This is a genomic window from Salinibacillus kushneri (genome assembly GCF_900111405.1).
In the GTDB taxonomy this organism is placed as follows: domain Bacteria; phylum Bacillota; class Bacilli; order Bacillales; family Alkalibacillaceae; genus Salinibacillus; species Salinibacillus kushneri.
Genome location: NZ_FOHJ01000006.1, coordinates 181,666 through 205,059, shown reverse-complemented (window position 1 = coordinate 205,059; position 23,394 = coordinate 181,666). Strand labels below are relative to the sequence as shown.

29 protein-coding genes are annotated in these 23,394 nt (G+C 36.1%); 16 read left to right on the top strand and 13 right to left on the bottom strand.

The window, feature by feature from the left end:
* The first annotated feature begins 76 nt into the window (after positions 1-76).
* Positions 77-1,840, top strand: a complete 1,764-nt coding sequence (locus BMX63_RS10750) for a peptidoglycan D,D-transpeptidase FtsI family protein (protein ID WP_093135281.1) — start codon at positions 77-79, stop codon at positions 1,838-1,840.
* Between the two features lie 84 nt (positions 1,841-1,924).
* On the opposite strand, the gene BMX63_RS10745 is transcribed toward BMX63_RS10750, so the two are convergent.
* Positions 1,925-2,173, bottom strand: coding sequence for a KTSC domain-containing protein (locus BMX63_RS10745; RefSeq protein WP_177167267.1), 249 nt, complete (start codon positions 2,171-2,173; stop codon positions 1,925-1,927).
* A 209-nt stretch (positions 2,174-2,382) separates the two neighbouring features.
* On the opposite strand from BMX63_RS10745, the gene BMX63_RS10740 reads away from it, so the two are divergent.
* Complete coding sequence (locus BMX63_RS10740) at positions 2,383-3,108, top strand: YrrS family protein (RefSeq protein WP_093135275.1); 726 nt, start codon at positions 2,383-2,385, stop codon at positions 3,106-3,108.
* A 17-nt stretch (positions 3,109-3,125) separates the two neighbouring features.
* A complete protein-coding gene (gene mtnN, locus BMX63_RS10735; protein WP_093135272.1) occupies positions 3,126-3,818 on the top strand; it encodes a 5'-methylthioadenosine/S-adenosylhomocysteine nucleosidase in 693 nt (230 codons plus the stop codon).
* 38 nt (positions 3,819-3,856) lie between these two features.
* Here the strand turns inward: mtnN and BMX63_RS18035 are convergent, their stop codons facing one another.
* The 9 genes from BMX63_RS18035 to sda all read right to left on the bottom strand — a co-directional run bounded on the left by BMX63_RS18035 (position 3,857) and on the right by sda (position 10,545).
* Positions 3,857-4,012 carry a hypothetical protein gene (locus tag BMX63_RS18035; protein WP_177167266.1) on the bottom strand — a complete coding sequence of 52 codons (156 nt, stop codon included), beginning with the start codon at positions 4,010-4,012 and terminating at the stop codon, positions 3,857-3,859.
* A gap of 96 nt (positions 4,013-4,108) precedes the next feature.
* Complete coding sequence (gene sigK, locus BMX63_RS10730) at positions 4,109-4,780, bottom strand: RNA polymerase sporulation sigma factor SigK (protein ID WP_093135472.1); 672 nt, start codon at positions 4,778-4,780, stop codon at positions 4,109-4,111.
* 176 nt (positions 4,781-4,956) lie between these two features.
* Positions 4,957-5,301: a monovalent cation/H(+) antiporter subunit G gene (gene mnhG, locus BMX63_RS10725; protein ID WP_093135269.1), complete on the bottom strand. Its 345-nt coding sequence runs from the start codon at positions 5,299-5,301 to the stop codon at positions 4,957-4,959.
* Positions 5,282-5,596 (bottom strand): Na(+)/H(+) antiporter subunit F1, encoded by a 315-nt coding sequence (locus BMX63_RS10720; protein ID WP_093135267.1) that lies wholly within the window; start codon positions 5,594-5,596, stop codon positions 5,282-5,284. The genes mnhG and BMX63_RS10720 overlap by 20 nt, the downstream gene beginning before the upstream one ends.
* On the bottom strand, positions 5,597-6,073 hold the full coding sequence (locus BMX63_RS10715) for a Na+/H+ antiporter subunit E (RefSeq protein WP_093135264.1): 477 nt from the start codon (positions 6,071-6,073) through the stop codon (positions 5,597-5,599). It abuts the gene before it with no gap.
* A 6-nt stretch (positions 6,074-6,079) separates the two neighbouring features.
* Positions 6,080-7,567: a Na+/H+ antiporter subunit D gene (locus BMX63_RS10710; protein ID WP_093135262.1), complete on the bottom strand. Its 1,488-nt coding sequence runs from the start codon at positions 7,565-7,567 to the stop codon at positions 6,080-6,082.
* A complete protein-coding gene (locus tag BMX63_RS10705) occupies positions 7,560-7,898 on the bottom strand; it encodes a Na(+)/H(+) antiporter subunit C (RefSeq protein ID WP_093135259.1) in 339 nt (112 codons plus the stop codon). The genes BMX63_RS10710 and BMX63_RS10705 overlap by 8 nt, the downstream gene beginning before the upstream one ends.
* A 2-nt stretch (positions 7,899-7,900) precedes the next feature.
* On the bottom strand, positions 7,901-10,231 hold the full coding sequence (locus BMX63_RS10700; protein WP_093135256.1) for a Na+/H+ antiporter subunit A: 2,331 nt from the start codon (positions 10,229-10,231) through the stop codon (positions 7,901-7,903).
* A 173-nt stretch (positions 10,232-10,404) separates the two neighbouring features.
* Entirely contained in the window at positions 10,405-10,545 is a 141-nt protein-coding gene (sda, locus tag BMX63_RS10695; RefSeq protein ID WP_093135469.1) for a sporulation histidine kinase inhibitor Sda, read from the bottom strand.
* A 429-nt stretch (positions 10,546-10,974) separates the two neighbouring features.
* On the opposite strand from sda, the gene BMX63_RS10690 reads away from it, so the two are divergent.
* Genes BMX63_RS10690 through BMX63_RS10650 form a run of 9 tightly spaced genes read left to right on the top strand, consistent with a single transcriptional unit; the run spans position 10,975 to position 16,509 of the window.
* Positions 10,975-11,490, top strand: a complete 516-nt coding sequence (locus BMX63_RS10690; RefSeq protein ID WP_093135253.1) for a YqeG family HAD IIIA-type phosphatase — start codon at positions 10,975-10,977, stop codon at positions 11,488-11,490.
* 3 nt (positions 11,491-11,493) lie between these two features.
* A complete protein-coding gene (gene yqeH, locus BMX63_RS10685) occupies positions 11,494-12,591 on the top strand; it encodes a ribosome biogenesis GTPase YqeH (RefSeq protein ID WP_093135250.1) in 1,098 nt (365 codons plus the stop codon).
* 16 nt (positions 12,592-12,607) lie between these two features.
* Positions 12,608-13,456, top strand: coding sequence for a shikimate dehydrogenase (aroE, locus tag BMX63_RS10680; RefSeq protein ID WP_093135246.1), 849 nt, complete (start codon positions 12,608-12,610; stop codon positions 13,454-13,456).
* A complete protein-coding gene (gene yhbY, locus BMX63_RS10675; RefSeq protein WP_093135242.1) occupies positions 13,450-13,740 on the top strand; it encodes a ribosome assembly RNA-binding protein YhbY in 291 nt (96 codons plus the stop codon). Before aroE ends, yhbY begins: the two co-directional genes overlap by 7 nt.
* 15 nt (positions 13,741-13,755) lie before the next feature.
* The gene (locus BMX63_RS10670) at positions 13,756-14,325 is read left to right on the top strand and encodes a nicotinate-nucleotide adenylyltransferase (protein ID WP_093135239.1); all 570 of its coding nucleotides are present in this window, start codon (positions 13,756-13,758) and stop codon (positions 14,323-14,325) included.
* Positions 14,312-14,881, top strand: coding sequence for a bis(5'-nucleosyl)-tetraphosphatase (symmetrical) YqeK (yqeK, locus tag BMX63_RS10665; protein ID WP_093135237.1), 570 nt, complete (start codon positions 14,312-14,314; stop codon positions 14,879-14,881). Before BMX63_RS10670 ends, yqeK begins: the two co-directional genes overlap by 14 nt.
* A gap of 17 nt (positions 14,882-14,898) precedes the next feature.
* Entirely contained in the window at positions 14,899-15,264 is a 366-nt protein-coding gene (gene rsfS / locus BMX63_RS10660; protein ID WP_093135467.1) for a ribosome silencing factor, read from the top strand.
* Positions 15,265-15,266: 2 nt separating this feature from the next.
* The gene (locus BMX63_RS10655; protein ID WP_093135234.1) at positions 15,267-15,995 is read left to right on the top strand and encodes a class I SAM-dependent DNA methyltransferase; all 729 of its coding nucleotides are present in this window, start codon (positions 15,267-15,269) and stop codon (positions 15,993-15,995) included.
* A 13-nt stretch (positions 15,996-16,008) separates the two neighbouring features.
* Entirely contained in the window at positions 16,009-16,509 is a 501-nt protein-coding gene (locus tag BMX63_RS10650; RefSeq protein ID WP_093135230.1) for a GNAT family N-acetyltransferase, read from the top strand.
* A gap of 100 nt (positions 16,510-16,609) precedes the next feature.
* On the opposite strand, the gene comER is transcribed toward BMX63_RS10650, so the two are convergent.
* Positions 16,610-17,434 (bottom strand): late competence protein ComER, encoded by an 825-nt coding sequence (comER, locus tag BMX63_RS10645; RefSeq protein WP_093135228.1) that lies wholly within the window; start codon positions 17,432-17,434, stop codon positions 16,610-16,612.
* Between the two features lie 84 nt (positions 17,435-17,518).
* Here comER and BMX63_RS10640 point away from each other — a divergent pair, with 84 nt between their 5' ends.
* The 3 genes from BMX63_RS10640 to BMX63_RS10630 all read left to right on the top strand — a co-directional run bounded on the left by BMX63_RS10640 (position 17,519) and on the right by BMX63_RS10630 (position 21,079).
* Positions 17,519-18,133 (top strand): helix-hairpin-helix domain-containing protein, encoded by a 615-nt coding sequence (locus BMX63_RS10640; RefSeq protein ID WP_093135225.1) that lies wholly within the window; start codon positions 17,519-17,521, stop codon positions 18,131-18,133.
* Positions 18,134-18,217: 84 nt separating this feature from the next.
* Positions 18,218-18,787 (top strand): ComE operon protein 2, encoded by a 570-nt coding sequence (locus BMX63_RS10635; protein ID WP_093135222.1) that lies wholly within the window; start codon positions 18,218-18,220, stop codon positions 18,785-18,787.
* An 18-nt stretch (positions 18,788-18,805) separates the two neighbouring features.
* Positions 18,806-21,079, top strand: coding sequence for a DNA internalization-related competence protein ComEC/Rec2 (locus BMX63_RS10630; protein ID WP_177167265.1), 2,274 nt, complete (start codon positions 18,806-18,808; stop codon positions 21,077-21,079).
* Between the two features lie 47 nt (positions 21,080-21,126).
* Here BMX63_RS10630 and BMX63_RS10625 read toward each other — a convergent pair whose 3' ends face one another.
* Complete coding sequence (locus BMX63_RS10625; protein WP_093135217.1) at positions 21,127-21,261, bottom strand: YqzM family protein; 135 nt, start codon at positions 21,259-21,261, stop codon at positions 21,127-21,129.
* A gap of 354 nt (positions 21,262-21,615) precedes the next feature.
* Between BMX63_RS10625 and holA the strand changes: the two genes are divergently transcribed.
* Positions 21,616-22,653, top strand: coding sequence for a DNA polymerase III subunit delta (holA, locus tag BMX63_RS10620; protein ID WP_093135214.1), 1,038 nt, complete (start codon positions 21,616-21,618; stop codon positions 22,651-22,653).
* 342 nt (positions 22,654-22,995) lie between these two features.
* Here the strand turns inward: holA and rpsT are convergent, their stop codons facing one another.
* Positions 22,996-23,262: a 30S ribosomal protein S20 gene (gene rpsT / locus BMX63_RS10615; protein ID WP_093135212.1), complete on the bottom strand. Its 267-nt coding sequence runs from the start codon at positions 23,260-23,262 to the stop codon at positions 22,996-22,998.
* Positions 23,263-23,394 lie beyond the last annotated feature (132 nt).

Genomic DNA, 23,394 nt, shown 5'->3' with positions numbered 1-23,394 from the left:
CATAATGCCTTTGCATTTTGCTCTTTTTTTGTTTTAAATCTGTTTGGTATGGCTACACTTTTATTGGGTGACAACAATGAAAAAAAGATTGTATGTTTTACTTACGATTGTCTTTATTCTATTTAGTATACTGGTATTTCGCCTGGCAGACATTCAACTATTTTCGACCAGAAGTTTTGGACCTGAAAATGTAAACCTGCTGGAAAGAAGTGTAGCACAGCGCTCCCATCAAATGGTTTTATCTACAGGAAGAGGACAAATTTTATCTCGAAATGGCGAACGATTAACCAATAAAAAAGTATTGGACGTCATTATATTTCCAAAATTAGAGGCGGAAGATACCTACAAAAAATTAGCAAATGTTTTAGATTTATCCAGCAAAGAACTCCAACGTAAAATTAAGACCTTAGAGCAGCCTGCCTTTATTACGGATATCATGAATGCAACCATTCAATCTGAACAGTTTAATCAATTAGAGGATTTGGAGTTAAAAGGAGTTCAATTAATTGAACGTTTTAAAAATGAAGATCCTGCTTTAGCTCAGCATTTATTGGGGTTTGTAAGGGAAAATCCTGCTCTTTATAACGATAGATATGGCGAGGAATTTCCGATGGTGGATTCAACTCCCGTAGGAATTTCAGGTCTTCAGAAAGCCTTTGATCCATTCTTGATTGCAAATGAACAAGAAAAGCTTCTGTTTCATGTTGATGGTCATGGACGCCCAATGTTTGGTTTTGACTTAAAGTATGCAGGGGATAACAATCACTTTTATCCTGCAAAAATCAAAACAACACTGGATTTATCCTTACAACAAAAGGCTGAAAAACTTTTTGATGAATATGAAATCAGTAAAGGCGGTCTTGTTCTTCTGGATGTTAAATCAAGGGACGTTCTTGCTATGGTAAGTCGACCAAAAGTAGATAAAAAAAATCCTTATCATGAAGATCGTATACGGAACCAAATGATTACAGCACATTTTCCCGGCTCGGTGTTTAAGACGGTGGTAGCTGCTGCGGCAATAGAAAAAGGCCTCGTTGATGAACAAAGAACCTTTAATTGCTCACAAGGAGTATATGGAGAAAAGGAGGATAAGCGGGATTTAGGAGAATTAAATTTTGAACAGAGCTTTGCCCAAAGCTGTAATCGGACTTTTGGACAGCTTGCTTTAGAATTAATGGAAAACGATGAAGATGTAATAAGTCAATATGCAAACAAACTTGGTATTCTTGGTCCAGTTGGTTGGAACGGTGATATATTTCGATATGATGATTTCACACAAATACCAGGAGAAGAAACAGGAAACATTTGGGGTGACCCATCTGACCGTCAAGTGGAAGATGCTATTCTACAAACAGCAATTGGCCAAAAAAATGTCAAGGTGACCCCCCTAGCTGTTGCTAATATGATGGCCAATATCGTAAATAATGGAAAGAAGCAAAAGGTACGTGTAGTTGATCAAATTCTATACCAGAATGATGCAACAATGGGCACTTTTACAAACCAAAAGGAAGAAGAGAATGAGCAAATCAATCCTCTAACAGCCAAGCGTCTTCAATCCTTGCTGAAGCTTGTTACGCAAGATTCAGGAACTGCTAATGAGTTAAAGGAGTTACCTATATCAGGAAAAACAGGTACGGCTGAAATGAATTCAGATGGTGATGAAGATAATGAATTAGAGAATTCCTGGTTTGCGGGTTATTTTCCTGACAAAAATCCAAAGTATGCTATGGTAGCTGTCGATTTACAACATCATAAAGGATCAAAAACAAAGACTCTGGACATTTATAAAAAAATGACGGAAGCAGTATTACAAACTGAAGAGCAGGATGAAAATGAATAAAGAGCAATAATTCCCTTTTCATGGATTTTTACTCATGAAAAGGGATTTTTACTAAAAGAACGGCTTCCCGTTCTATACAATTCATTAACTTGAAAGGGTAGTAAGACTTTGATGCTGTATAAAAGGGAAACATTTTTTAAAAGAATGTTCAACCAAGTCCTCTTTATCAGGGGAGGTAATAAAAGCAAATATATCCTCCTCTTTTACTTGTTGAAACTCAAGCACTTTACCAGAAAAGTAGAAGATAAACAATTTACGCTGTACTTTATCATAGCCAATTTCATTAAACTGTTTAAGTCCCCACAAGTTCTGGTCAAATCTCGTTTTTTTCATAATAAAGCCCCCTTTTCTCATAGAATATTAGATGTATATGTGGCAAGTCCTTCTCTTATGTCAAAACTAGAAGAATTTAGACAGAATAAAATCAAAATCGACGGACATTTGTCCATAAGAGGAGGAGTATTAACTGTAATAACCCTGAGAAAAGCTATTGGTATCACATCAAAACCATTGTATAATAGGGGAGAAGGGAGAGAGATACGGTGCCAAATTCATTCTTTGATGACGATTCAAGAGTCGATCGCTTTAGTAAACGAAGGAAAAATACGAAATTAATGAACCTGTTAATTGTACTAGCTGTATTGCTTAGTGTATTTTTAGCCTTCACGTTTATCTTTAATGATGACGATGAAAAGGCAGATTCAGACAAATCGACAAATGAAAATCAAACCGAAAGTGAAGTCATGGATGGAGAAGAATCAGGTAACGATAACTCCAGTAATGAAGAGGAGTCTGGAGAAACGGTCTCAGGTACAGAAGACTCCAAGCAGAATAATGAAAATCAGAATACCGAAGAAAAGGATGCCGAAGAAGCAACAGTTAGTGAAAGTGATGATCCAAATGTTCTTCAGGTTATAGAGAAGAATTGGGAGCCGATTGGAACAGAACAGGATGAACCTCATAAAACAACATATGAAAGAGGAACCGTTGACTGGGAAGAAATGTGGAGTGCTGCTGCATACGCCGCTGGTCTGGAATCAGATGATTACATTACATGGTGGGTGACCAACGGAGGCAGTCCACAGAAAGTAGAAACGACCATTTCGAATAAAGCGGAAACCGAAACGTATCGTGTCTATCTTCAGTGGGTGAAAAACGAAGGATGGCAACCTACTAAAGTAAAAATATTAAAAGAAAATGATATGAAAGAAAAACATTTTAGTGATGAAGAAAGTAATGAAGCTGAAGCCAACAGTGAGGGACAGTAGGAAAGTGGTGAATAATTATGGTAATCGGCATTATTGGTGCAATGGATGAGGAAATTGAACTTTTAAAAACAAATATGTCAATAGAACAGGAAGAAAAGGTAGCTGGTTCTTTATTTTATAAAGGGACTTTAGAAGGACATGATGTAGTCTTATTGAAATCAGGAATCGGTAAGGTAAATGCGGCTATGTCCACGACGGTACTAATGGAACGCTATCATCCTGACTACGTTATTAATACAGGCTCTGCAGGAGGGTTTGCAGCGGCTTTGGAGGTAGGAGATGTAATTATCTCCGATCGTATTGTGCATCATGATGTAGATGTAACCGCATTTGATTATGAATATGGACAAGTACCTCAAATGCCGGCCTGTTTTAAAGCAGATGAAAAGCTTATTTCCCTGGCGGTAGATGCAACTTCTTCAATGGCAGATGTCAAGTCTGTTAGAGGTCTTATTGCAACAGGAGATTCTTTTATGGCTGATCCAGAACGAGTTGCGTTTGTTCGACGAAAATTTCCGGATATTGAAGCTTCAGAGATGGAGGCAGCAGCTATAGCTCAAGTGTGCTATCGGTACGCAACTCCTTTTGTTATCATTCGAGCTTTATCTGATATTGCAGGGAAAGAATCGTCCATTTCATTTGACCAATTTTTAAATAAGGCAGCGAAGAATGCATCAACATTAATTATGAGTATGGTAAAAAAATTGTAATGAGGAAAAGGGTGCCATTTAAAGACGATGGCACCCTTTTAGTAATAGTTATAATAGTAATATCCGCCGAAAATGATTAACAGGATCAGTAATACAACGGCTAAGGCTAACCAATAACCGCCACCATGATAGCCTGCGTAATAACCACCAAATCCATATGGGTATCCGTATGGCGGAAAACCATCATAGAACATATGCCTATCACCTCTAGTCTCAGGGGTTATTATATAAGATATTCATTCGTCTACTGAGGTGTATAGGAGAATGTCCCATTACGTACAAATTTTTTATTATATACTGCGATTTTCTCTGTGAAAGGCATGATAAATCTTCATTAATGCACGTTTTTCAATCCTTGAAACATAGCTTCTTGATATCCCTAAATTTTTCGCAATTTCCCGTTGCGTAAGTTCCTTATAATTACCTAAACCGTATCGTTTCATAATGACTTCTTTTTCCCGTTCATCTAATAAATTTAAAAACTCATGGACTTTTTGAATTTCCATGTTCGTTTGAATCCGATCGACCATATCAGGATTATCCATTTTTAAAATATCCATCAATGAAATTTCGTTTCCTTCTTTATCCTGGCCAATAGGATCGTGTAAAGAAACATCCTTGCGTGTTTTTTTTAAGGATCTCAAAAACATAAGAATTTCATTTTCAATACAGCGAGCCGCATATGTGGCAAGCTTTGTGCCTTTATCAGGCGAATAACTTTCAATCCCTTTAATTAATCCGACTGTCCCGATGGAAATGAGGTCTTCCTGATCTTCACGGGTATTTTCGTATTTTTTTACAATGTGTGCTACAAGCCTTAAATTATGTTCGATAAGCATATTTCTTGCATGCTCATCACCTTGTTCCATTAGCTTTAAGTATTTCGCTTCTTCCTCTGAAGACAGTGGTTGAGGAAATGCATTATTCTTAATATAGGAGGCAAAGAAGAACATTTCTTTCATAAAAATAGCGAGTGTTTTTAAGATACTTAACAAATAAGACACCTCCGTAAGACATTTAGGCAAAAGCCTATATTTTAAAGCCTATGAAGAGGTGATTTGTTTTGTGTCTGTCCAGCTGTCCTTTTTCGTACTGCACACAAAAAAGACACAGTCCTGGAAGACTGTGTCTATATTTCCTAATTTTTGGAGGATCGTTTTGATTCACTATAATCATCTTTTATACTTCCATCCCACAGTTTAACTCCTGTATTATGAGCAGCTCTGGCAATCATATGACCTGATACAGGTGCGGTGAGTAAAATAAAAATGATTCCCAGGATTAACTTACCACTTACGATTTCTACATCAAAGTACATAAACAAAAAGGCTCCGATAAGTATACCTGCCACACCTAGAGTTGACGCCTTCGTTGCAGCATGTAATCTCGTATATACATCAGGGAATCGTAATATACCAAGTGAACCTGATATAGTGACAAAGGTGCCTATTATTAAGAAAATACTAATCACGATCTCTGTCAATGATAACACCCTTTTCTAAGAATTTTGCAATGGCTATCGTTCCAATAAATAATAAAATTCCGATTAGCAAAATAACATCGTTGAACTTAGTTGTAACCAATAATATGGCTAAAAGTCCTGCAAGTGCCATTAAATTTACACCAATAGCATCCAAGGCAACAGCTCTGTCAGGATTAGTCGGGCCTTTTAGTACTCGGTAAATTAAAATAAAGATTGAAATCGATATACCCACAATACATACAATCGTAACAGTCTCCAAAAAAGGTGATAAAACTGCAATTTCTTCCTCACCCATTTATTTTGTCACCTCCAATATCGCCTTCTCAAAGGTATCTTTGATAGACCTGATTTCCTGTTCTACATCTGGGATATCCATTGCATGTACATAGATGTACTGGTAATCATTGGAGACGGCTATTGATAATGTACCTGGAGTTAATGATATAAGATTAGCAAGCAGTGTAATTTCCCATTGACTGTTTAATTCAGTAGGTAAGGCAAATATTCCAGGTTTTACATTAAGTTTTGGTTTATAAACATGCTTTAATATTGTTAAGTTTGATAAGATTAGTTCCTTGACGAATAGGAAAAATAATCGAATCATTTTAAACACATGTCTTAGGTAAAAAGTATCGGGAATAAAACGGCGTAAGAGGAATAATAGTAAAATCCCGACTAAATAACCTAATAAAAAGGTTGTAAACTGATACTGTTCCTCCAAAAACATCCACATGAAGGCAATAATTAAATTAAAAATAATTTGTAATGCCATAGTCGGTTACTCCTTTAAAACAGAATCTATATAGATTTCTGGATCTAGTAATTGGTTGGTGATGGTTTCTATATGAGGAATAAACCATTCGGCCCCAATTCCTAAAACTACACATACAGACAACAGACCAAATGCAGGAATGATAAGCCCTCTTACTCTTTTGGGCTGTATGTTCCCGGTATCCAGTTCTGTTCGTTCTCCCCAAAAGCCTCTTGTAAAGATTCTCATTATTGATAGGAGGATGAGAAGACTTGTTAACAATCCGATGATAACAATCACATATCTTCCTTCCTGAATAGCTCCTTGTAATAATAGTAATTTACCGATAAAACCACTAAAAGGTGGAATACCTGCTAAAACAAGTCCTCCGATAAAAAACATCCAGCCCAATAATGGAAAGTGATGGATGAGTCCTTTCATTTTCTTTAAATTCGAAGTTCCCGTTACATATATAAGAGCTCCAACCATTAGAAATAGACAAGCTTTAATAATAATATCCTGTAACAAGTAATAGACAGATCCTGCAAGTCCGTCATGATTAAATAATCCGATTCCCATTAACATAAAACCGACAGCAGGAATTATGTTATAAACAATAATCAGTTTAACATTATTAGTAGAAAGCGCACCTATAACTCCAAAAATCATAGTAAGTGCAGCTAACCAGAGGAATAACTCGTGGGTTACTTCTGGATTATGTATAAAGATTAGCGTAAAGGTTCGAACGATGGAGTAAATCCCCACTTTGGTTAATAAAGCACCAAATAAAGCGGAAACGACTGAATTTGGAACGATATAGGATTTAGGCATCCAAAAGTAAAGGGGGAATATAGCTCCTTTTGTTGCAAACACAAAAAATAACAAGATTCCTATTGTTGTTAAAATACCGGTTTGTTCGACTTCCTGTATGCGTTCTGCTAACTGAGCCATATTTACCGTACCAGTTACAGAATAAAGAAAGGCAATAGCTGTTACAAATAACATAGAGGAAAATAGATTTAATAACACATATTTTAATGATTCTCTTAGCTGTATTTTTTCTCCTCCTAATACAATTAATCCATAGGAAGCCATTAACAGCACTTCAAAAAAGACAAACAGGTTAAATAAATCACCGGTTAAAAAAGCTCCAGATACTCCACTTATGAGTAAGAAATAAAAGGTATAAAAATAAAATTGTTCTTGTTTATGTGTTAAAGAATTTGGAGCATAAAATACACTGGCTGTTGCAATGATATTGGTTGTTAAGACTAAGAAGATAGCAAGTGGATCTGCTACTAATATAATACCGTAAGGAGCAGCCCATCCTCCCGTCTCCAATGTCACCGTTCCATATTGAATGACGTAAAAGGCAATCCCGATTGATACAGCTAAATTCAAAAGGGTCAGCACCTGGGCAAAGATTCGAACTGCCATTGTCTTTTTAGCAAAAAATACAGCCACTATTCCAGCAAGTAATGGAATGATTATTGGTAAAACGGCTAGATTACTCATGTTCACTTCCCCTTAATTCTTCCATATTGTCAGATTCATTAAGCTTTGATGCTCGATAACTTAAAACTAATAATAGACTGGTCACACCAAAGCTTATAACGATTGATGTTAAAATAAGCGCTTGTGGTAAGGGATCTGTATATTGTTCAACCCCTTCCACAATAATAGGTGGTTTACCTGTTTTCAGTTGTCCCATCGTGAGGATAAATAAATGGGCACCGTGAGACAAAAGAACTGTTCCAATAATAATTCGCAGTAATTGTTTTTGTAACAGATTGTATATGGCGGTAGCGAAAAGAATACCAGCTAAGATAGACATTAAAATTTCCATGTTTATTTCGCCCCCTTGTTATGCCGTAATTTAATGAGTCCATAAATGGCAAGGGCAGCAATACCTAATACCGTGATTTCAAATAAAGTATCAAGTCCACGCATGTCTACTAAGATAACATTAACAACATTGTGCCCTCCACCTAGAGGTACAGACTGCTCAAGAAAATAGTCAGAAATAGGACTAAATAGTTTCGTACTGTGTGCACTTATTCCAATTAAGGTCATTAATCCGCCAAAACAAATCGCAATCAAACTATTTGTTGATTTTACTCCCGGATGGCTTGGAAGCTTTCTTAACTCTGGTAAATGTTTAAAGCAGAGCAGGAACAATGCGACAGATACAGTTTCAACGATTAATTGAGTAAGAGCTAAGTCCGGTGCTCTATACAGGACAAATAAAATGGATAATCCATAGCCAACAACCCCAACGGTAATAATGGCTCCTAAGCGACTTGTAGTAAAGATTGTAGCTATCGCAGCAATAGCCATAACTAATCCAACAAGAATCTCCGGTATCGTAATGTCAGCTGTTTGACTAAAATCAAAGGCAAATCCATTCGAAATTATCATGATACTGAAACAAATAAGGAAAATCGCAGTTAAGATAAAGGCTACATAGTGACGTAAAGAACCTGTCATATACGTTTCTGTAATCTTCTTAGATCCATTTTCTATGGAATCTACGACAAAATTATAGACTTCATTAAATCCTTTGCGTGGAAAGATGTTATAGACTCCTGCCCATTTTTTACGTGTGACAGCTAATATAGTTCCAATCCCTACAATAATCAAGGACATAATAAATGGCGTTTCAAATCCATGCCAAAATTTCAAATGGGCATGAATATCTCCACCAAAAACAGCTTCAGCTGAATGAGCTAAGAAGGGTTCATTTACAGCATTAGGGAACAAGCCAATTAAAATAACGCCTAATACAAGAATAGTAGGTGAAATTAGCATACCAACAGGTGCTTCATGTGGCTTCTTGTCCAATTCCTTTTCTTTAAACGGACCTCTAAATGTACCAAAAAAGAAGTACATCGAATATACAAAGGTAAAAATACTGCCAATCACTGCTATATATGGAATGGCTTCTTGCAAGAAACCAAGAAACCCACCGGTATATTGGTTTAATTCCACTGTTGCTCCTAAAAACTCTTCCTTACTATAAAAACCATTCAGGAATGGTAATGGTGCACCTGCCATTGAAAAGACACCAAACACTGCAAGAGTGGCTGACATAGGCATAAAGGTCATAAGCCCACCTAATTTACGAATATCCCTTGTCCCGGTTTCATGATCCACAATTCCAGCAATCATAAATAAACTGCCTTTAAAAGTTGCATGGTTTAGGATGTGAAAGACAGCTGCGAAAATAGCAGCTTCCGTTCCAAAACCGAGCATAGCCATAATCATTCCGAGCTGACTGACGGTGGAAAAGGCTAAAATTCCTTTAAGATCGGTCTGACGTACAGCCATGAATGAGGCCCAAAATAAAGTGATTAATCCCACAACGCTAATTACTGCAAAGAAAATCGGCTCTTGACCTAGAAGAGGTGAAAACCGAGCAATCAAGAATATGCCTGCCTTTACCATAGTAGCGGAGTGCAAATATGCACTAACGGGCGTTGGGGCTTCCATGGCATCCGGTAGCCAAATATGGAAAGGAAATTGAGCGGATTTTGTAAAGGCTCCAAGAACAAGAAACACAAACAATAACGGAAAGTATGGGTGATCTACAATGACATCTGTCTGTTCGATCATGCTTTGAATACTTGTTGTTCCTGAAATAACAGTTAACATTATGAAGCCTGCCAATAAGCTTAGGCCACCAAATACGGTAATGAGCATCGATTTTAGAGCTCCATATCTCGAACCCTCCCGGTGATGCCAGAAACCGATAAGCAGGAAAGAAGAAAGGGATGTGAACTCCCAAAAGGTATAAAGCACGAAAACATTATCTGAAAGGACGACGCCTAACATGGAGAACATAAATAAGAATAAATAGATATAAAATTGTTTTAATTGTTCCGATTTATGTAAATAGTAGATGGAATATAAAACAACAAGAGTTCCTATACCACTTATTAATAGTACGAATAATAAACTTAACCCATCAAGGTAAAAATCGATGGAAATGTCAAGAGAAGGAATCCAAGGATAAACTTCAGATTTAGGGGTGAAGTTTTCACCAGCAAATTGAATGAAATAAAGAAATATTAGAAAAGGAATAGGAAGTAAAAACCATCCAGTATGTATTTTTTCCTTCCATTTGCTGATTAAAGGAATCAGTAATGTTACGACTAATGGAGCGAAAACCGCATAAATCATTAAACAAAATCCTCCCTACCAATGTTTAACACAAATAGCTTTCTCATTTTATCATGAATGTATAATTCATATACCATTTATTTTATAAATAAATACAGCTTTAAGGCAAATAAAAACCCCTGACAAAGATAACTTTTTGCCAAGGGTTGAATATGTAAACGAAGTATCCTTCTTTAGCTTGTCTGTCTAATTTTGTGTGTTAAGGATCTTCTCTTTATTTCTTTTTCAATTAAAGCGATAAACTCTTCACTTAAATCTAGTTCACATGCCTTATAATAGGATTCAATTAATAGCTCATCAGATAAATGTTCCATAAGGGTAGCCAATAAAAGGCAGGTCACCTCCTAACATAAACTCCTAACAACATCATGGATAAATCACAAACATTAATCAGGGTCAAATCCCTTCATAGAGCCATTTGTTATGCTTTGTCAATTATTATAATTTTACTTTATCATGAAAGAAAAGATTCCACAATAACACACCTATCCACACTTAATTGTGCATAAGTTGTGTGTAAATGTTAATGATGACTGGTTTATAGCTGTTGATTGTGTGAATAAAGTTATCCACAGTCGAAAATTTAAAGAAAATGTCGAAGGGTTTTTGGCAACTATAAAAATACTGTACATATAAATGGGTAGGTTAGACTCGAAATTTTCTTTGAATAAAACATATAAATTGTATATGATGTTAGTGTTAATAGAGAAGAATTTGGATGATTAAATTTAGAGGTGAAAATTTTGCTAAAGAAGTTTCTGCCAAATGAACATGTGAAAACGGTTTTTGAAATAACACCGGAAAAATTAAAGGAAAAAGGCATACAAGGAATTATTACTGATTTAGATAATACTTTAGTAGCCTGGGACCAGAAAGATGCCACAGATGAGATTATTGAGTGGTTTAAGTTAATGAAAGATCACGGTATTCAGGTGACAGTAATGTCTAATAATAATGAAGAAAGAGTTCGCCATTTCTCAATACCCTTAAATGTTCCTTTTGTGTATAAAGCACGAAAACCTTTATCGAAGGCGTTTAAAAAAGCCCAAAAGGAAATGAATTTAAACAGAGATCAAATCGTTGTTGTTGGTGATCAAATATTAACTGATGTTTTAGGTGGTAATTCCTCACATTTTTATACCATTCTTGTTGTTCCAGTTGTACAAACTGATGGAGCAATGACGAAGGTCAATCGCAAAATTGAACGGATACTTTTAAATTGGTTTCGAAAAAAAGGTCTAATTACGTGGGAGGAATAAGAGATGGAAGAGATAATTTGTCATGGATGCGGAGCTAAGATTCAAACCGAGGATCCAAATGAGGTCGGCTATGCTCCTCCTTCCGCATTGAAACGGGAAAATATTACATGTAAACGTTGTTTTCGCTTAAAGCATTATAATGAGGTAAAGGATGTTTCGTTAACCGATGATGATTTTTTAAAAATGCTTAATGAAATAGGTGGTTCCAACGCTCTAATAGTAAAAATTATTGATATTTTTGATTTTAATGGAAGCTTTATTCCTGGCCTTCCACGCTTTACCGGTAATAATCCAATTGTATTAGTGGGGAATAAAGTCGACTTGTTACCAAAATCAACGAATCCTAATAAAGTTAAACAATGGATGCGAAAGGAAGCAAAGGATTTAGGCTTGAAAGTACAGGATGTTTTTTTAATCTCGGCTAAAAAGGGAATGGGGATGAATGAAGCAGCAGAAGGAATAGAACAGCTTAGAAAAGGCCGTGATGTATATGTAGTTGGCACAACCAACGTGGGAAAATCAACATTTATTAATTACTTGATACAGGACACAACAGGAGAACAAGAGGCCATTACTACCTCCTATTTTCCAGGAACTACATTAGGGTTTATTGACATCCCTCTTGATAATCGAACTTCAATGTATGATACGCCAGGTGTTATCAATCGACATCAAATGGCTCATTACATTTCTGAAGAGGATTTAAAGGTCATTACACCCCAAAAGGAAATCAAGGCTCGAGTTTATCAATTAAATGAGCAGCAGACCTTGTTTTTTGGAGGATTGGCGCGTTTGGATATCGAAAAGGGGAACAACGGCTCATATGTGTGCTATTTTTCCAATGATCTTATGATTCATCGCACGAAAACGGAGAAAGCCAATCAATTGTATACAGATCATGCAGGGAAAATGTTAGCTCCACCTAATGAAGAGACATTAAATCAATTACCTGATTTAAAGCCTCGGACCTTTCATATAAAAGAAAAATCCGATATTGTATTTTCTGGATTAGGCTGGGTCACCGTTACAGAAGGAAATACAACCGTTACGGCTTATATTCCAGAAGGTGTCCGGATATCAATTCGGAAAGCATTAATTTAAAAGGGAGAGTTTAGCGTTGGGATATTTACTAGGTGTCATTGGAAATCCAATAAAACATACCCTGTCTCCATGGATTCATCAACAGTTTATGAATGAAACAAGTATCAATGGAATTTACCGGCCTTATGAAATAAAGGAAGATGAGCTAAAAGAGAGCTTTAACCTATTCAAAAAAATGAATATTGACGGATTTAATGTTACCATTCCTTATAAGGAAACCATGCTTCATTATGTTGATGATTTAGATGAGCGTGCACGTTCAATTGGTGCAGTAAACACGGTTGTGAATCAAGGTGGAAAATGGATAGGGTATAATACAGATGGCAGAGGATACATAAGATCATTAAAACAGAGCTATGCCGATCTAGATACATTTGTAAAAAACGTGTTGCTTATTGGTGCTGGAGGTGCTGCCAGAGGCATTTATGATGCTTTGAACCAGGAGAGTTTTCCGGTGGTTGATATAGCTAATCGAACGAGAGAAAGGGCAGAAGGATTGCTCGATAGTAAAGAGAATCACGTTGAAACCAGTATTTATTCTTTAAAGGAAGCACAACAAAATTTACAACAATATGACCTTATTATCCAAACAACCAGTATGGGAATGACGCCAAATAATCGAATGATGCCCATCGATTTACAAAACATAAAAGAGAATACGATTGTTAGTGATATTATTTATAATCCAATCGAAACGTCTCTTTTACAAACAGCCAGAAAGAAAGGGGCACGTATTCATTATGGACATGGGATGCTTTTACATCAAGCAGCCTTAGCTTTTGAACTTTGGACAGGTAAAACCATTGATCCAAATCATATACTTCATGAATTAGAACAAAAATTGAAAGGTGGTTCAACATGTTAACCGGAAAACAAAAAAGATATTTGCGTTCAGAAGCACACCATTTAAAACCAATATTCCAAATTGGAAAAGCAGGGATAAATGACAACTTAATTATTCAGGTTAATGAAGCCTTAGAAAAACGTGAATTAATTAAAGTGAGTATTTTGCAAAATAATTTTGAAGATAAACATGAGGTTGCAGAGGAATTAGCACAAAAATCTGACGGTGAACTCGTACAGTTAATTGGACATACGATTGTACTATATAAAGAATCAACCGAAAACAAACAAATTGAATTACCATAGAAAAGGTAGATTTTGATGAGAAAAATTGGTTTACTGGGTGGTACATTTGATCCCCCACACATTGGGCATTTAATTATTGCTGAAGAAATTTATGCACAACTTGAATTAGATGAAGTATGGTTTATTCCAACCTATGTTCCACCTCATAAGGAAACAAAAACAACAGATTCATTTCATCGAAAGGAAATGGTGGAACTTTCCATAAAAGGAAATCCTCATTTTCGTTTAGAGACGATTGAATTAGAAAGAGAAGGCATTTCCTATACTCTGGATACAATGAAGGCACTTAAAACAGACTATCCCAATGATACGTTTTATTTTATCATAGGTGGGGATATGGTAGACTATTTACCCAAATGGCATAAAATTGAGGAGTTAGTTTCATTGGTTCAGTTCGTTGGAGTTGAGCGTGAAGGTTACCCCTTAACCAGTCCCTATCCAATTGAGACGGTAAAGGTTCCAATAGTTGAAATTTCTTCATCAGAAATCAGGGAACGTTTGGAAGCCCAAAAACCGGTATATTATTGGATAAAAGAGGAAGTATTTGATTATATAAGGGAGAAGGGTTTATATGGATTTAAATGAAGCATTGGAAAAGGTTCGTCCTTATTTAAAACAAGTACGCTTTGAACATACAAAAAGAGTCGTTGATACAGCGGTTAAGCTTTCGGAGTATAATGATGTGGATCTATATAAAACCGAAATAGCAGCTGCTTTTCATGACCTTGCAAAATATTGGCCAAGAGATGAAATGAAGCGGATTATTCTTCAGGAAGAGTATTTGCCTAAAGATTTACTTCATTATCATCATGAATTGTGGCATGGACCGGTCGGAGCGTATTTAGTAAAACATAAATACGGGATTGAAGAACAGGATATTTTAGATTCTATTCGGTACCATACTACAGGAAGAGCTAATATGGGTAGATTAGAAAAGATTGTCTTTTTAGCTGATTATATTGAACCTGGCCGGGACTTTCCTGGAATAAATGAAGTAAGGGATATGGCTTGGAACGATTTAGATAAAGCTTGTCTAATGTCTCTGCAGAACACGATACAGTTTTTGATGAGTAAAGGTGCCACCATTTATCCGGATACATTTCAAGCTTATAATGATTTCACACAAAAATTAAGTCAGTAATTGGAGGAATGGAAGGAATGGAAAGTACAGATCTTTTACAGATCGCAGCAACAGCATGTGATGATAAACAGGGTAAAGATATTGTCGCGCTTGATATGAAAAATGTCTCGCTTATTGCTGACTATTTTCTAATCTGTCACGGTAATAATGAGCGACAAGTCCAATCCATAGCGAGGGAAATTAAAGATAAAGTAGAAGAGAATGGGGTGGATGTTAAGAAGATGGAAGGCTTTGATCAATCACGCTGGATTTTAGTTGATTTAGACGATGTTGTCTGTCATATTTTTCATAAAGAGGAACGGTCTTACTATAATTTAGAGCGTTTGTGGGGAGATGCCGCGAAAGTCCCTGATGAAAATTTATTTGTGAAAAGTGAAGAGTAACAATGTCCTATCAAAAATTTGCACAAGTCTATGATCAATTAATGAGTGAGGCACCTTATGATTTATGGGTGCATTTTACCCTTGAAATGATTAAGCAGCACCGGCCAGATGCGAAGTCCATTTTAGATATTGGATGTGGAACAGGCGAGATTTCTCTTCGTCTGAATACAATAGGGTTTGATGTTACAGGGGTGGATTTGTCTGAAGATATGCTTGCTATGGCTCAAAATAAAAATACAAATGTAACATGGGTTAAACAGGATATACGGTCGTTAGAGACCCCCGTTCCATATGACGTAGCGATAAGCTTTTGTGATGTAATAAATTATATTGTCGAGGAAGAAGATATAATAGCAAGCTTTAATAAGGTATATTGGCAGCTAAATGATGATGGTCTGTTCATGTTCGATGTTCATTCCGAAAACTACGTTCATGAAGTACTTGCCGATCAAACCTTTGCCGAAGTGCGGGATGACGTTTCCTATATCTGGTTTTGCGACCAAGGAGATTTTCCCTCCTCTGTAGAGCATGATTTAACTTTTTTTATTAAAAATGAGCATAACGACTACGCACGATATGATGAATACCATGTTCAGCGCACATTCCCAATTGAATTTTATAAAAGAACAGCAGAGAAGGCCGGTTTTAAGGTATTAGGAATTTATAGTGACTTTTTTACTGATCGTTTAGATAATCAGGGAGATCGAATCTTTTTTGTTTGCAGTAAATAGGGAGAGAGTTCTAATGGTAGAAAATATTACATATAGAAATGCCGGGATGGAAGATTTGCCTGCCATTGTAGATATTTATAATTCTACAATCCCAAGCAGAAAGGTCACCGCAGACACTGAACCTGTATCGGTAAACGAAAGAATTGATTGGTTTAAAGAACATAATCGGTTTACAAGGCCGTTATGGGTCGTAGAATATCAAGGGCAAATTTGTGGCTGGGCCAGCTTTCAATCTTTTTCCGGCAGACCAGCATATGATGCTACTGCTGAGGTGAGTATATATATTGATCAAGGCTTTAGAGGAAAAGGGATAGGCAAAGATATACTAAGAAAGTTGATAAATGCCTGTCCACAGCTTGAAATAGATACGCTTTTAGCCTTTATTTTTGCACATAATCATGAGAGTTTACGACTGTTTACCCATTTCCATTTTGAAAAGTGGGGTCAGTTACCTAACATTGCGGAACTAGATGGAAAGAAGAGGGATGTAATCATTCTGGGAAGAAAAATATAAACAATAAATAGGCACTTGGAATATTATAATCCAAGTGCCATTAAACTTTAAGAATAACTTTTTTAAAAAGAATAAAGGATTTGCTTTGTGGATGTCGAATTTATCCATTAGGAATTTGTTTTTCAACCTTATCTCGATCAAGATAATACTTATCGTGAGTTGCCTGGAAGACTTGATGAAATAAATCCCCGACCTCTTTCTCTAACACTTTAAGTCCCTCACCAGTTACTCCACCCTTTACTGTTACTTTTTCCTGCAGACTTCTTAATGAATAATGCCCTTCTTCAATTAACTTTCCGAATCCCACAATCATTTGTTCAGCAAAAATCATTCCTTTTTCTTTATCTAAGTTTGCGTAGTCATTTGCCCCTTGAATAAACGATTGGATTAGATAACTGAAAAACGCCGGACCACATGACACGATGTCGGACGAAACTCTTGTTATCGGTTCATCTATTTCAACAGGAACTGAAAACAGCTTGCAGCTTTGAATAAGATAGGCTTTCATCGTTTCCTGAATATCTTCAGGGAAAGTCAATAATGTTGCCCCTTGCAAGGCTCTGTTGGTAATACTGGGTATTATTCTTGCTGTCTGACATGGAACCAACTCATTCAACTCTTCAACAGAAATTGGACTTGTAATGGACACTATACACTGTTCAGGGCGTAAATATTTATGGATTTGTTTTAGTAAAGGGATGACTTGTAATGGTTTAACACAAATATAGATAACATCGGTTTGTTTAATGACATTTTCAGCTGTTGTAGAAACATGAATGGAAGGATAGTGATCGGCAATATCAAAAGCTTTAGATAATGTACGATTATGAATCCATAAATCCTCTTGTTCTATAACCCCGCTTGTTAACCATGCATCAATGAGTACACTTCCCATGTTTCCTGTTCCGATAACTCCCCATTTCATATCCGAACCCTCCTTTACACCCTATTGTCTATTCTATTTGTATGATTTTAAAACATTTTTTATGAAAAGAGGTCCTGAATAAATATGAAAGTAAATAAACAACTATTATGGAAATTATGGTTAGGGAGTATACTTGTCATATTTATTTTGATTGTAATTTTTACTAGCAATAATCAAAGCGATATGAGTGTTGTGCAAAAGGAAAATGTTAATTCTGATATGGATTTGGAATCCGAACAGGAAAAGGATTCCATAACAGCTGCTGAAGAAGAGACTAAAGATTTGATTATGGTCGATATAAAAGGAGCTGTTCAAAAACCGGGTGTGTATGAATTAAGTGCCGATTCCAGAGTAAATGATGTAATTTCCTTAGCGGGCGGTCTTTCAGAAAAAGCAGATCCGCTCTCAGTTAATTTAGCTGAACGGGTTTATGATGAAATGGCCATAGTCGTTCTTGAAGCAAATGAGGACAGGGACAGTAAACAACTCAAGCAGGCCAAAAATGATAAAATACGTATCAACCAGGCTTCGGCAGAGGAGTTGATGCAATTAAAAGGAATTGGTGAGGCAAAAGCTGAAGCTATAATCCAGTATCGAGAGGACCACGGGTTATTTCAGAATGAGGAGGATTTGGTTAATGTTTCAGGTATTGGTGAAAAAACTATAGAAAACCTTAAGGATCAAATTCTGGTTCCGTAATTGCACGTAGCCTTAAGAATAGGTAAACTTATAAAAACAGTACTTATAGAGAATAGATTAACTATTTAGTAAGGTGGGATACGATTGAATAGAATTGCCTGGGATCAATATTTTATGGCTCAAAGCCACTTACTTGCATTACGAAGTACATGTGAACGATTAGCTGTAGGCGCTACGATTGTTAGAGATAAACGAATTATTGCTGGCGGTTACAACGGTAGTGTTTCCGGGAGTGTCCATTGTATAGATGAAGGCTGCTATGTAATTGATGGTCATTGTGTTCGAACTGTACATGCAGAAGTAAATGCCTTATTACAATGTGCTAAATTTGGTGTGCCTACTGAGGGTTCTGAGCTTTATGTTACCCATTTTCCCTGTTTACAATGCTCTAAAGCCATTATTCAGGGTGGTATTAAACGTGTTTTTTATGCTAAAGATTACCATAATCATCCGTATGCGCTTGAATTATTTAAAGAGACTGGTGTTGAAGTAGTAAAAGTGGAACTTGAATATTTGAACATCGACACAAAAGCACAGGAAAAAGTTCGTTACCTATCTAAGCTTTTAGAAAAGCTGGAGGCTTCTGGTGTAGCTGAAGAGGAAATAAATGATCTGCGTGATGAGGCTTATCAGTTATTTACCACTCTCAACTAAGGAAATAGGTGAAACATGTTGAAAGGGAAATGGCATTATATATTATTAATCGCCGTATTTTCAATATGGAATCAATTTTTATGGGGATGGCTGGGATTAGGGGCTTTTCTGATTTTCTATTACATGAGATATAAGGAAAAACCTGGATCCTGGCTGTTTTTTTTCATTTCCTCTATAGTCCTTATTTATTTCTCCCTCCTGCCTTCATTTGAATCCGCCATTTGGGAAGATGATTCGCCTCAGGACCACTCTACTATTCAGGGAATGATTACTTCGAACCCAGAAATAAAGGAAGACTACATTTCTTTTACCCTTAATGAAAACCACACCAATGAAAAGATTATGGTTAACGTTAATAGTGGGCAAACTAATTCTAACCATGTACTTTCATTTCAGCATGGAGGAAATTGTAAAGTAACAGGAAGACTTCAGTTACCACGACAGGCAAGAAATCCTGGAGCTTTTGACTATCGGTCCTATTTGAAGGCCATGGGCATATACGTCCAAATGAACGTTGATCAGTCAGAAATTCAATGTGAGGGAAGGGACTGGCTTGCCTATTCATTTCAAGTAAAAGATAACCTTTTACAACATTTAGAAGAGAGATATCGTCCTGTAACGTATCATTGGATTCAGGCTTTAATATTTGGTGATAAAGACCTTCTTTCAGAGGAAATGATACAGGAGTTTCAGAATTGGAACTTGTCGCACTTATTGGCTATTTCCGGGCTTCATGTAGGGTTAATTATTTTCTTTTTCTACAGTTTTCTAAATCGTTTTTGTAAGATCTCAATTGAAAAAAGCAAATATATCTTAATGATTTTCCTTCCAGTTTATGCTCTTTTTGCCAATGGCAATCCGCCTGTTTTGAGAGCCGTTTTGATGGCAGAGGTATTGTTTATTTTTTCGATAATGGGACGTAGATGGCCTCTTACAGATGTTGTAAGTATGACAGCACTTCTTTTACTTCTTCATAATCCATTATTACTTTACCAATTAGGATTTCAATTTTCATTTATTGTTACCTTTGCTCTTATTTTATCTAAAGGAATTCTTTCCCGTCTTCCCTCTTTTTTTTGGAGTAGTATTTACATAAGTTTTATTAGTCAACTAGCGATAATACCACTTCAATTATGGAATTTTTATTATATCAGTCCCTTATCCCTTTTTGCTAATTTATTTTTTGTTCCCTATTTTTCAGCTATTGTGATTCCGCTCTCCTTACTTGCTGTTCTATTTTCATGGCTTCCACCTATTTTCACTGCTCCGATTGACTTTTATTTCACCAGATTACACGAACCTCTCCTTTTTTCTATATTTCACTATGTAAAAGATGCTCAATTACTATGGATAATTGGGAAGATTTCTCTTATTACTGTTATGAGTTATTATGTGGGTCTATTTATGTTTATGAAGCTTCTTGAGAATAATCGGCGAAAACGGGCGTTAATTACATCATCATTTTTAGTTATGCTCCTTATAGCTGAACAATTGGCACCTTATCTTGACAATAAGGGTACTGTTACAGTGCTTGATGTAGGTCAAGGGGATACATTTATTATAGAATTACCGAATCGTAAGGGCATTATGATGATTGATGCAGCTAAAGAAATGTCACTTAATAATAAAGATGAAAAGATGAATCCAACAGCAGAGTATGCGATAAAACCCTTTTTATGGTCCAGGGGAATTACAACGATTGATCATCTTGTTATTACTCACTTTGATCAGGACCATTTCGGAAGTTATCCGTATTTAGTGGAAAATTTTCAAATTCAGCATTTATATACGAACCCGGCTTATAAGGAATTTTTGTCGCCAAAAGCTTATTCAAAACATACCGTATTAACAAGTGATATGAATTTGAATATTGGTAAGTATTCTTTTCATGTTTTATATCCACATAAACAGGGTAATTCAGAGTTAAATCAAAACCAGCAATCCATTGTTTTATATACGGAATTCGGGGGCAGAACTTTTTTGTTTACGGGAGATATTGGGTCAGAAGGCGAGAGAAAAATGCTGGAAAAATATCCGTCATTACAAGCTGATATTTTAAAAGTGGGTCACCATGGAAGTAAATATTCAACATCTGATTCCTTTTTGCAGAGTCTGCAGCCTGAATATGCAATTATCTCAGTAGGAGAACATAACTTATATGGTCATCCTTCTCCTGAGACGATTAAACGTCTCCAGCAACAGCAAGTTCAAATTCTTCGCACTGATCTTAACGGAGCTATTCAATATCGATTTGCTAAAAATAGTGGAACGTTTTTGACAATGTTTCCATAAAATACGAATATAGAAAAAAGAGAGACTGTATAAAACAGTCTCTCTTCTTATCCGCCAATAACTTCAAAAATAACACCAATAAAGAAAATAATAAAAAAGAATAAAAATGAAAAGGTGAATCCCTTGATGGAGTCAATCACATCATGGTTTTTTGATTGAACATTTTTTTCAAACTCGTTCACGATTACCCCTCCTATATCATTTCCTAGTATAAGCAAAAAGCTCTGAAAAATCTATATGATTTAAAAAAGTTCACAATTCATTTCCAATTCCTGTTTTGTCAACACTTAACACCTATAATTCCATACATGAAAACACAATCTAATTATGTAAGCAAATATCGTCTGAATTTCAGTTTCCCGGGACTGTGATTTAGACGTTCATATAGATTTTGGGGGGAATGGCCACCACCATTTCCCTCTTTATCATACCATAAAGACTCTTTTCATGAAAATTTTTCTCAGCTTTTATTATAGCCACGGAAATAAAATTTCTTTATACTTAAAGGATAAGCATAACTTTGAGGTGAAAAGCAAATGTCTTATGTAGAAGCCGTCAAATCTTTGAAAGAGGCTAAATACATTCCTCTTTATTTATTATTTGGAAGTGAATCCTATTTAATACAGGATTTACAACATAAAATTATCCATTCTGTGTTAGAGGAACAGCCTGAACAGGGATTAAATTTTAATACTTTTGACCTGGAAGAAACGCCTGTACAGGAAGCCATTTTGGATGCCGAAACCTTTCCGTTTTTCGGTGATCGAAAGGTTCTGGTGTTAAAAAATGCCTCTTTTTTTAAAGCGAAGCCTGATAAAACGAAAGTAGAGCATGATTTGAGTGTGCTGGAAAATTACCTGGAAAATCCTGTTGATTATACAAATATCATTCTCATTGCTCCTTATGAGAAAATTGATGAACGAAAAAAAATCATAAAGAAATTAAAAAATACCGGAAGAGTCGTAAAATGTGATTCTCCTAAGGAATATGAGTTAAAAAGCTGGATTGACATGCTGGCTAAAGATTTAAACGTACATATTGAACCTGAGGCAAGTCAAAAGCTCATTGAAGAAGTTGGTACAGAGTTAATGGCAGTCCAAAAAGAGTTAGAAAAATTTTCCTTATATGTTCATGAAGGGGAGCCAATTACGAGAGAAATTGTAGAAAAGTTAGTTTCAAGGCATACAGAATCATCCGCATTTAAAATGATTGATGCTTTAATGAAAAAAGATATTACAGAAGCTATTTCCGTTTTTAAAGATCTCACAATGCGAAATGAAGAACCAATTGCTCTAGTCGCTCTTCTGGCTTCTCAGATACGGTTGATTCTCCATTGTAAGCTAATGAAAAACAAAGGTTATACGAAGCAGCAAATGGATAAACAAATTAAGGCTCACCCATATGCTATAAAAATGGCCCTTGATCGAGAACGTTATTTTAGTGTGGAGCAACTTTATGAAATGATGAATCTACTGACTAACACAGATGAACAAATGAAAACAGGTGAGATGGAGAAAGAATTGGCATTCGAATTATTGTTATATCGTTTTATGGAGAAAAGAGTAAATGGGTAAGCTTAAATGAATGGCTAAATAAAAAGAGCCTTTCCGCTAATTGTCGGAAGGCTCTTTTTATTTAGGATTGACGCTGTATTATCAGTCGCCTCCGCTTTTTTGTCTAGCTACGGCTCCTAGGTCCAAACAGACATAAGCACAATCCACTATGTGGCCAAAAGCGTGCCACTCCGTGAATTGTGCTTATGCAGTCGGGCCTGATCAGTCGCCTTCGCTTTTCTTTGTCCAGCTACGGCTCCTAGGTCTGGGTGGACATAAGCCAAAGCCATTCCGTGGCATAACCTGTGCCACTCCATGTCTTCGGCTTATACCACCAGACCTAATCAGTCGCCTTCGCTTTTCTTAAGCACCTAGCTCGTTAATTTTCTTTGCTAGAGCTGCTTTTTTACGGTTTCCATTATTTTTATGGATAATACCTTTTTGTACTGCTTTATCAATATTTTGAGTTGCTTCTTTTAAAGCAGCTTTGGCGTCTTCTTCATTCTTCTGGTTAACGAGTTCTTCAACACGTTTAATGGAAGAGCGCATTTCAGTTTTAAAACTTTGATTATGGTTGCGTGCTTCTTCATTAATTCTTACACGTTTAATAGCTGATTTAATATTTGCCATTTGTTTCACCTCCTGAAGAAGTATACGTTATTTCAGTTACTTTGTTAAGTAAACCTATCGTCCTTTATCAAAGAAACTCTGATAGTTTAACAAAAGCCATTTTACCAGAGCGTAGACAAGTTTTCAATAGCT

Coding starts and splice junctions, on each gene's coding strand:
- yqeK (WP_093135237.1), top strand. CDS start 14,312: ATGGATTTAAATGAAGCATTGGAAAAGGTTCGTCCTTATTTAAAACAA.
- sigK (WP_093135472.1), bottom strand. CDS start 4,780: ATGAAAGAAATGTTCTTCTTTGCCTCCTATATTAAGAATAATGCATTT.
- BMX63_RS10655 (WP_093135234.1), top strand. CDS start 15,267: ATGTCCTATCAAAAATTTGCACAAGTCTATGATCAATTAATGAGTGAG.
- yqeH (WP_093135250.1), top strand. CDS start 11,494: ATGGAAGAGATAATTTGTCATGGATGCGGAGCTAAGATTCAAACCGAG.
- BMX63_RS10720 (WP_093135267.1), bottom strand. CDS start 5,596: ATGGGTGAGGAAGAAATTGCAGTTTTATCACCTTTTTTGGAGACTGTT.
- BMX63_RS10640 (WP_093135225.1), top strand. CDS start 17,519: ATGAAAGTAAATAAACAACTATTATGGAAATTATGGTTAGGGAGTATA.
- BMX63_RS10705 (WP_093135259.1), bottom strand. CDS start 7,898: ATGGAAATTTTAATGTCTATCTTAGCTGGTATTCTTTTCGCTACCGCC.
- sda (WP_093135469.1), bottom strand. CDS start 10,545: ATGGAACATTTATCTGATGAGCTATTAATTGAATCCTATTATAAGGCA.
- BMX63_RS10715 (WP_093135264.1), bottom strand. CDS start 6,073: ATGGCATTACAAATTATTTTTAATTTAATTATTGCCTTCATGTGGATG.
- rpsT (WP_093135212.1), bottom strand. CDS start 23,262: ATGGCAAATATTAAATCAGCTATTAAACGTGTAAGAATTAATGAAGAA.
- yhbY (WP_093135242.1), top strand. CDS start 13,450: ATGTTAACCGGAAAACAAAAAAGATATTTGCGTTCAGAAGCACACCAT.
- comER (WP_093135228.1), bottom strand. CDS start 17,434: ATGAAATGGGGAGTTATCGGAACAGGAAACATGGGAAGTGTACTCATT.
- BMX63_RS10745 (WP_177167267.1), bottom strand. CDS start 2,173: ATGAAAAAAACGAGATTTGACCAGAACTTGTGGGGACTTAAACAGTTT.
- mtnN (WP_093135272.1), top strand. CDS start 3,126: ATGGTAATCGGCATTATTGGTGCAATGGATGAGGAAATTGAACTTTTA.
- BMX63_RS10710 (WP_093135262.1), bottom strand. CDS start 7,567: ATGAGTAATCTAGCCGTTTTACCAATAATCATTCCATTACTTGCTGGA.
- BMX63_RS18035 (WP_177167266.1), bottom strand. CDS start 4,012: ATGTTCTATGATGGTTTTCCGCCATACGGATACCCATATGGATTTGGT.
- BMX63_RS10750 (WP_093135281.1), top strand. CDS start 77: ATGAAAAAAAGATTGTATGTTTTACTTACGATTGTCTTTATTCTATTT.
- holA (WP_093135214.1), top strand. CDS start 21,616: ATGTCTTATGTAGAAGCCGTCAAATCTTTGAAAGAGGCTAAATACATT.
- BMX63_RS10650 (WP_093135230.1), top strand. CDS start 16,009: ATGGTAGAAAATATTACATATAGAAATGCCGGGATGGAAGATTTGCCT.
- BMX63_RS10700 (WP_093135256.1), bottom strand. CDS start 10,231: ATGATTTATGCGGTTTTCGCTCCATTAGTCGTAACATTACTGATTCCT.
- rsfS (WP_093135467.1), top strand. CDS start 14,899: ATGGAAAGTACAGATCTTTTACAGATCGCAGCAACAGCATGTGATGAT.
- BMX63_RS10670 (WP_093135239.1), top strand. CDS start 13,756: ATGAGAAAAATTGGTTTACTGGGTGGTACATTTGATCCCCCACACATT.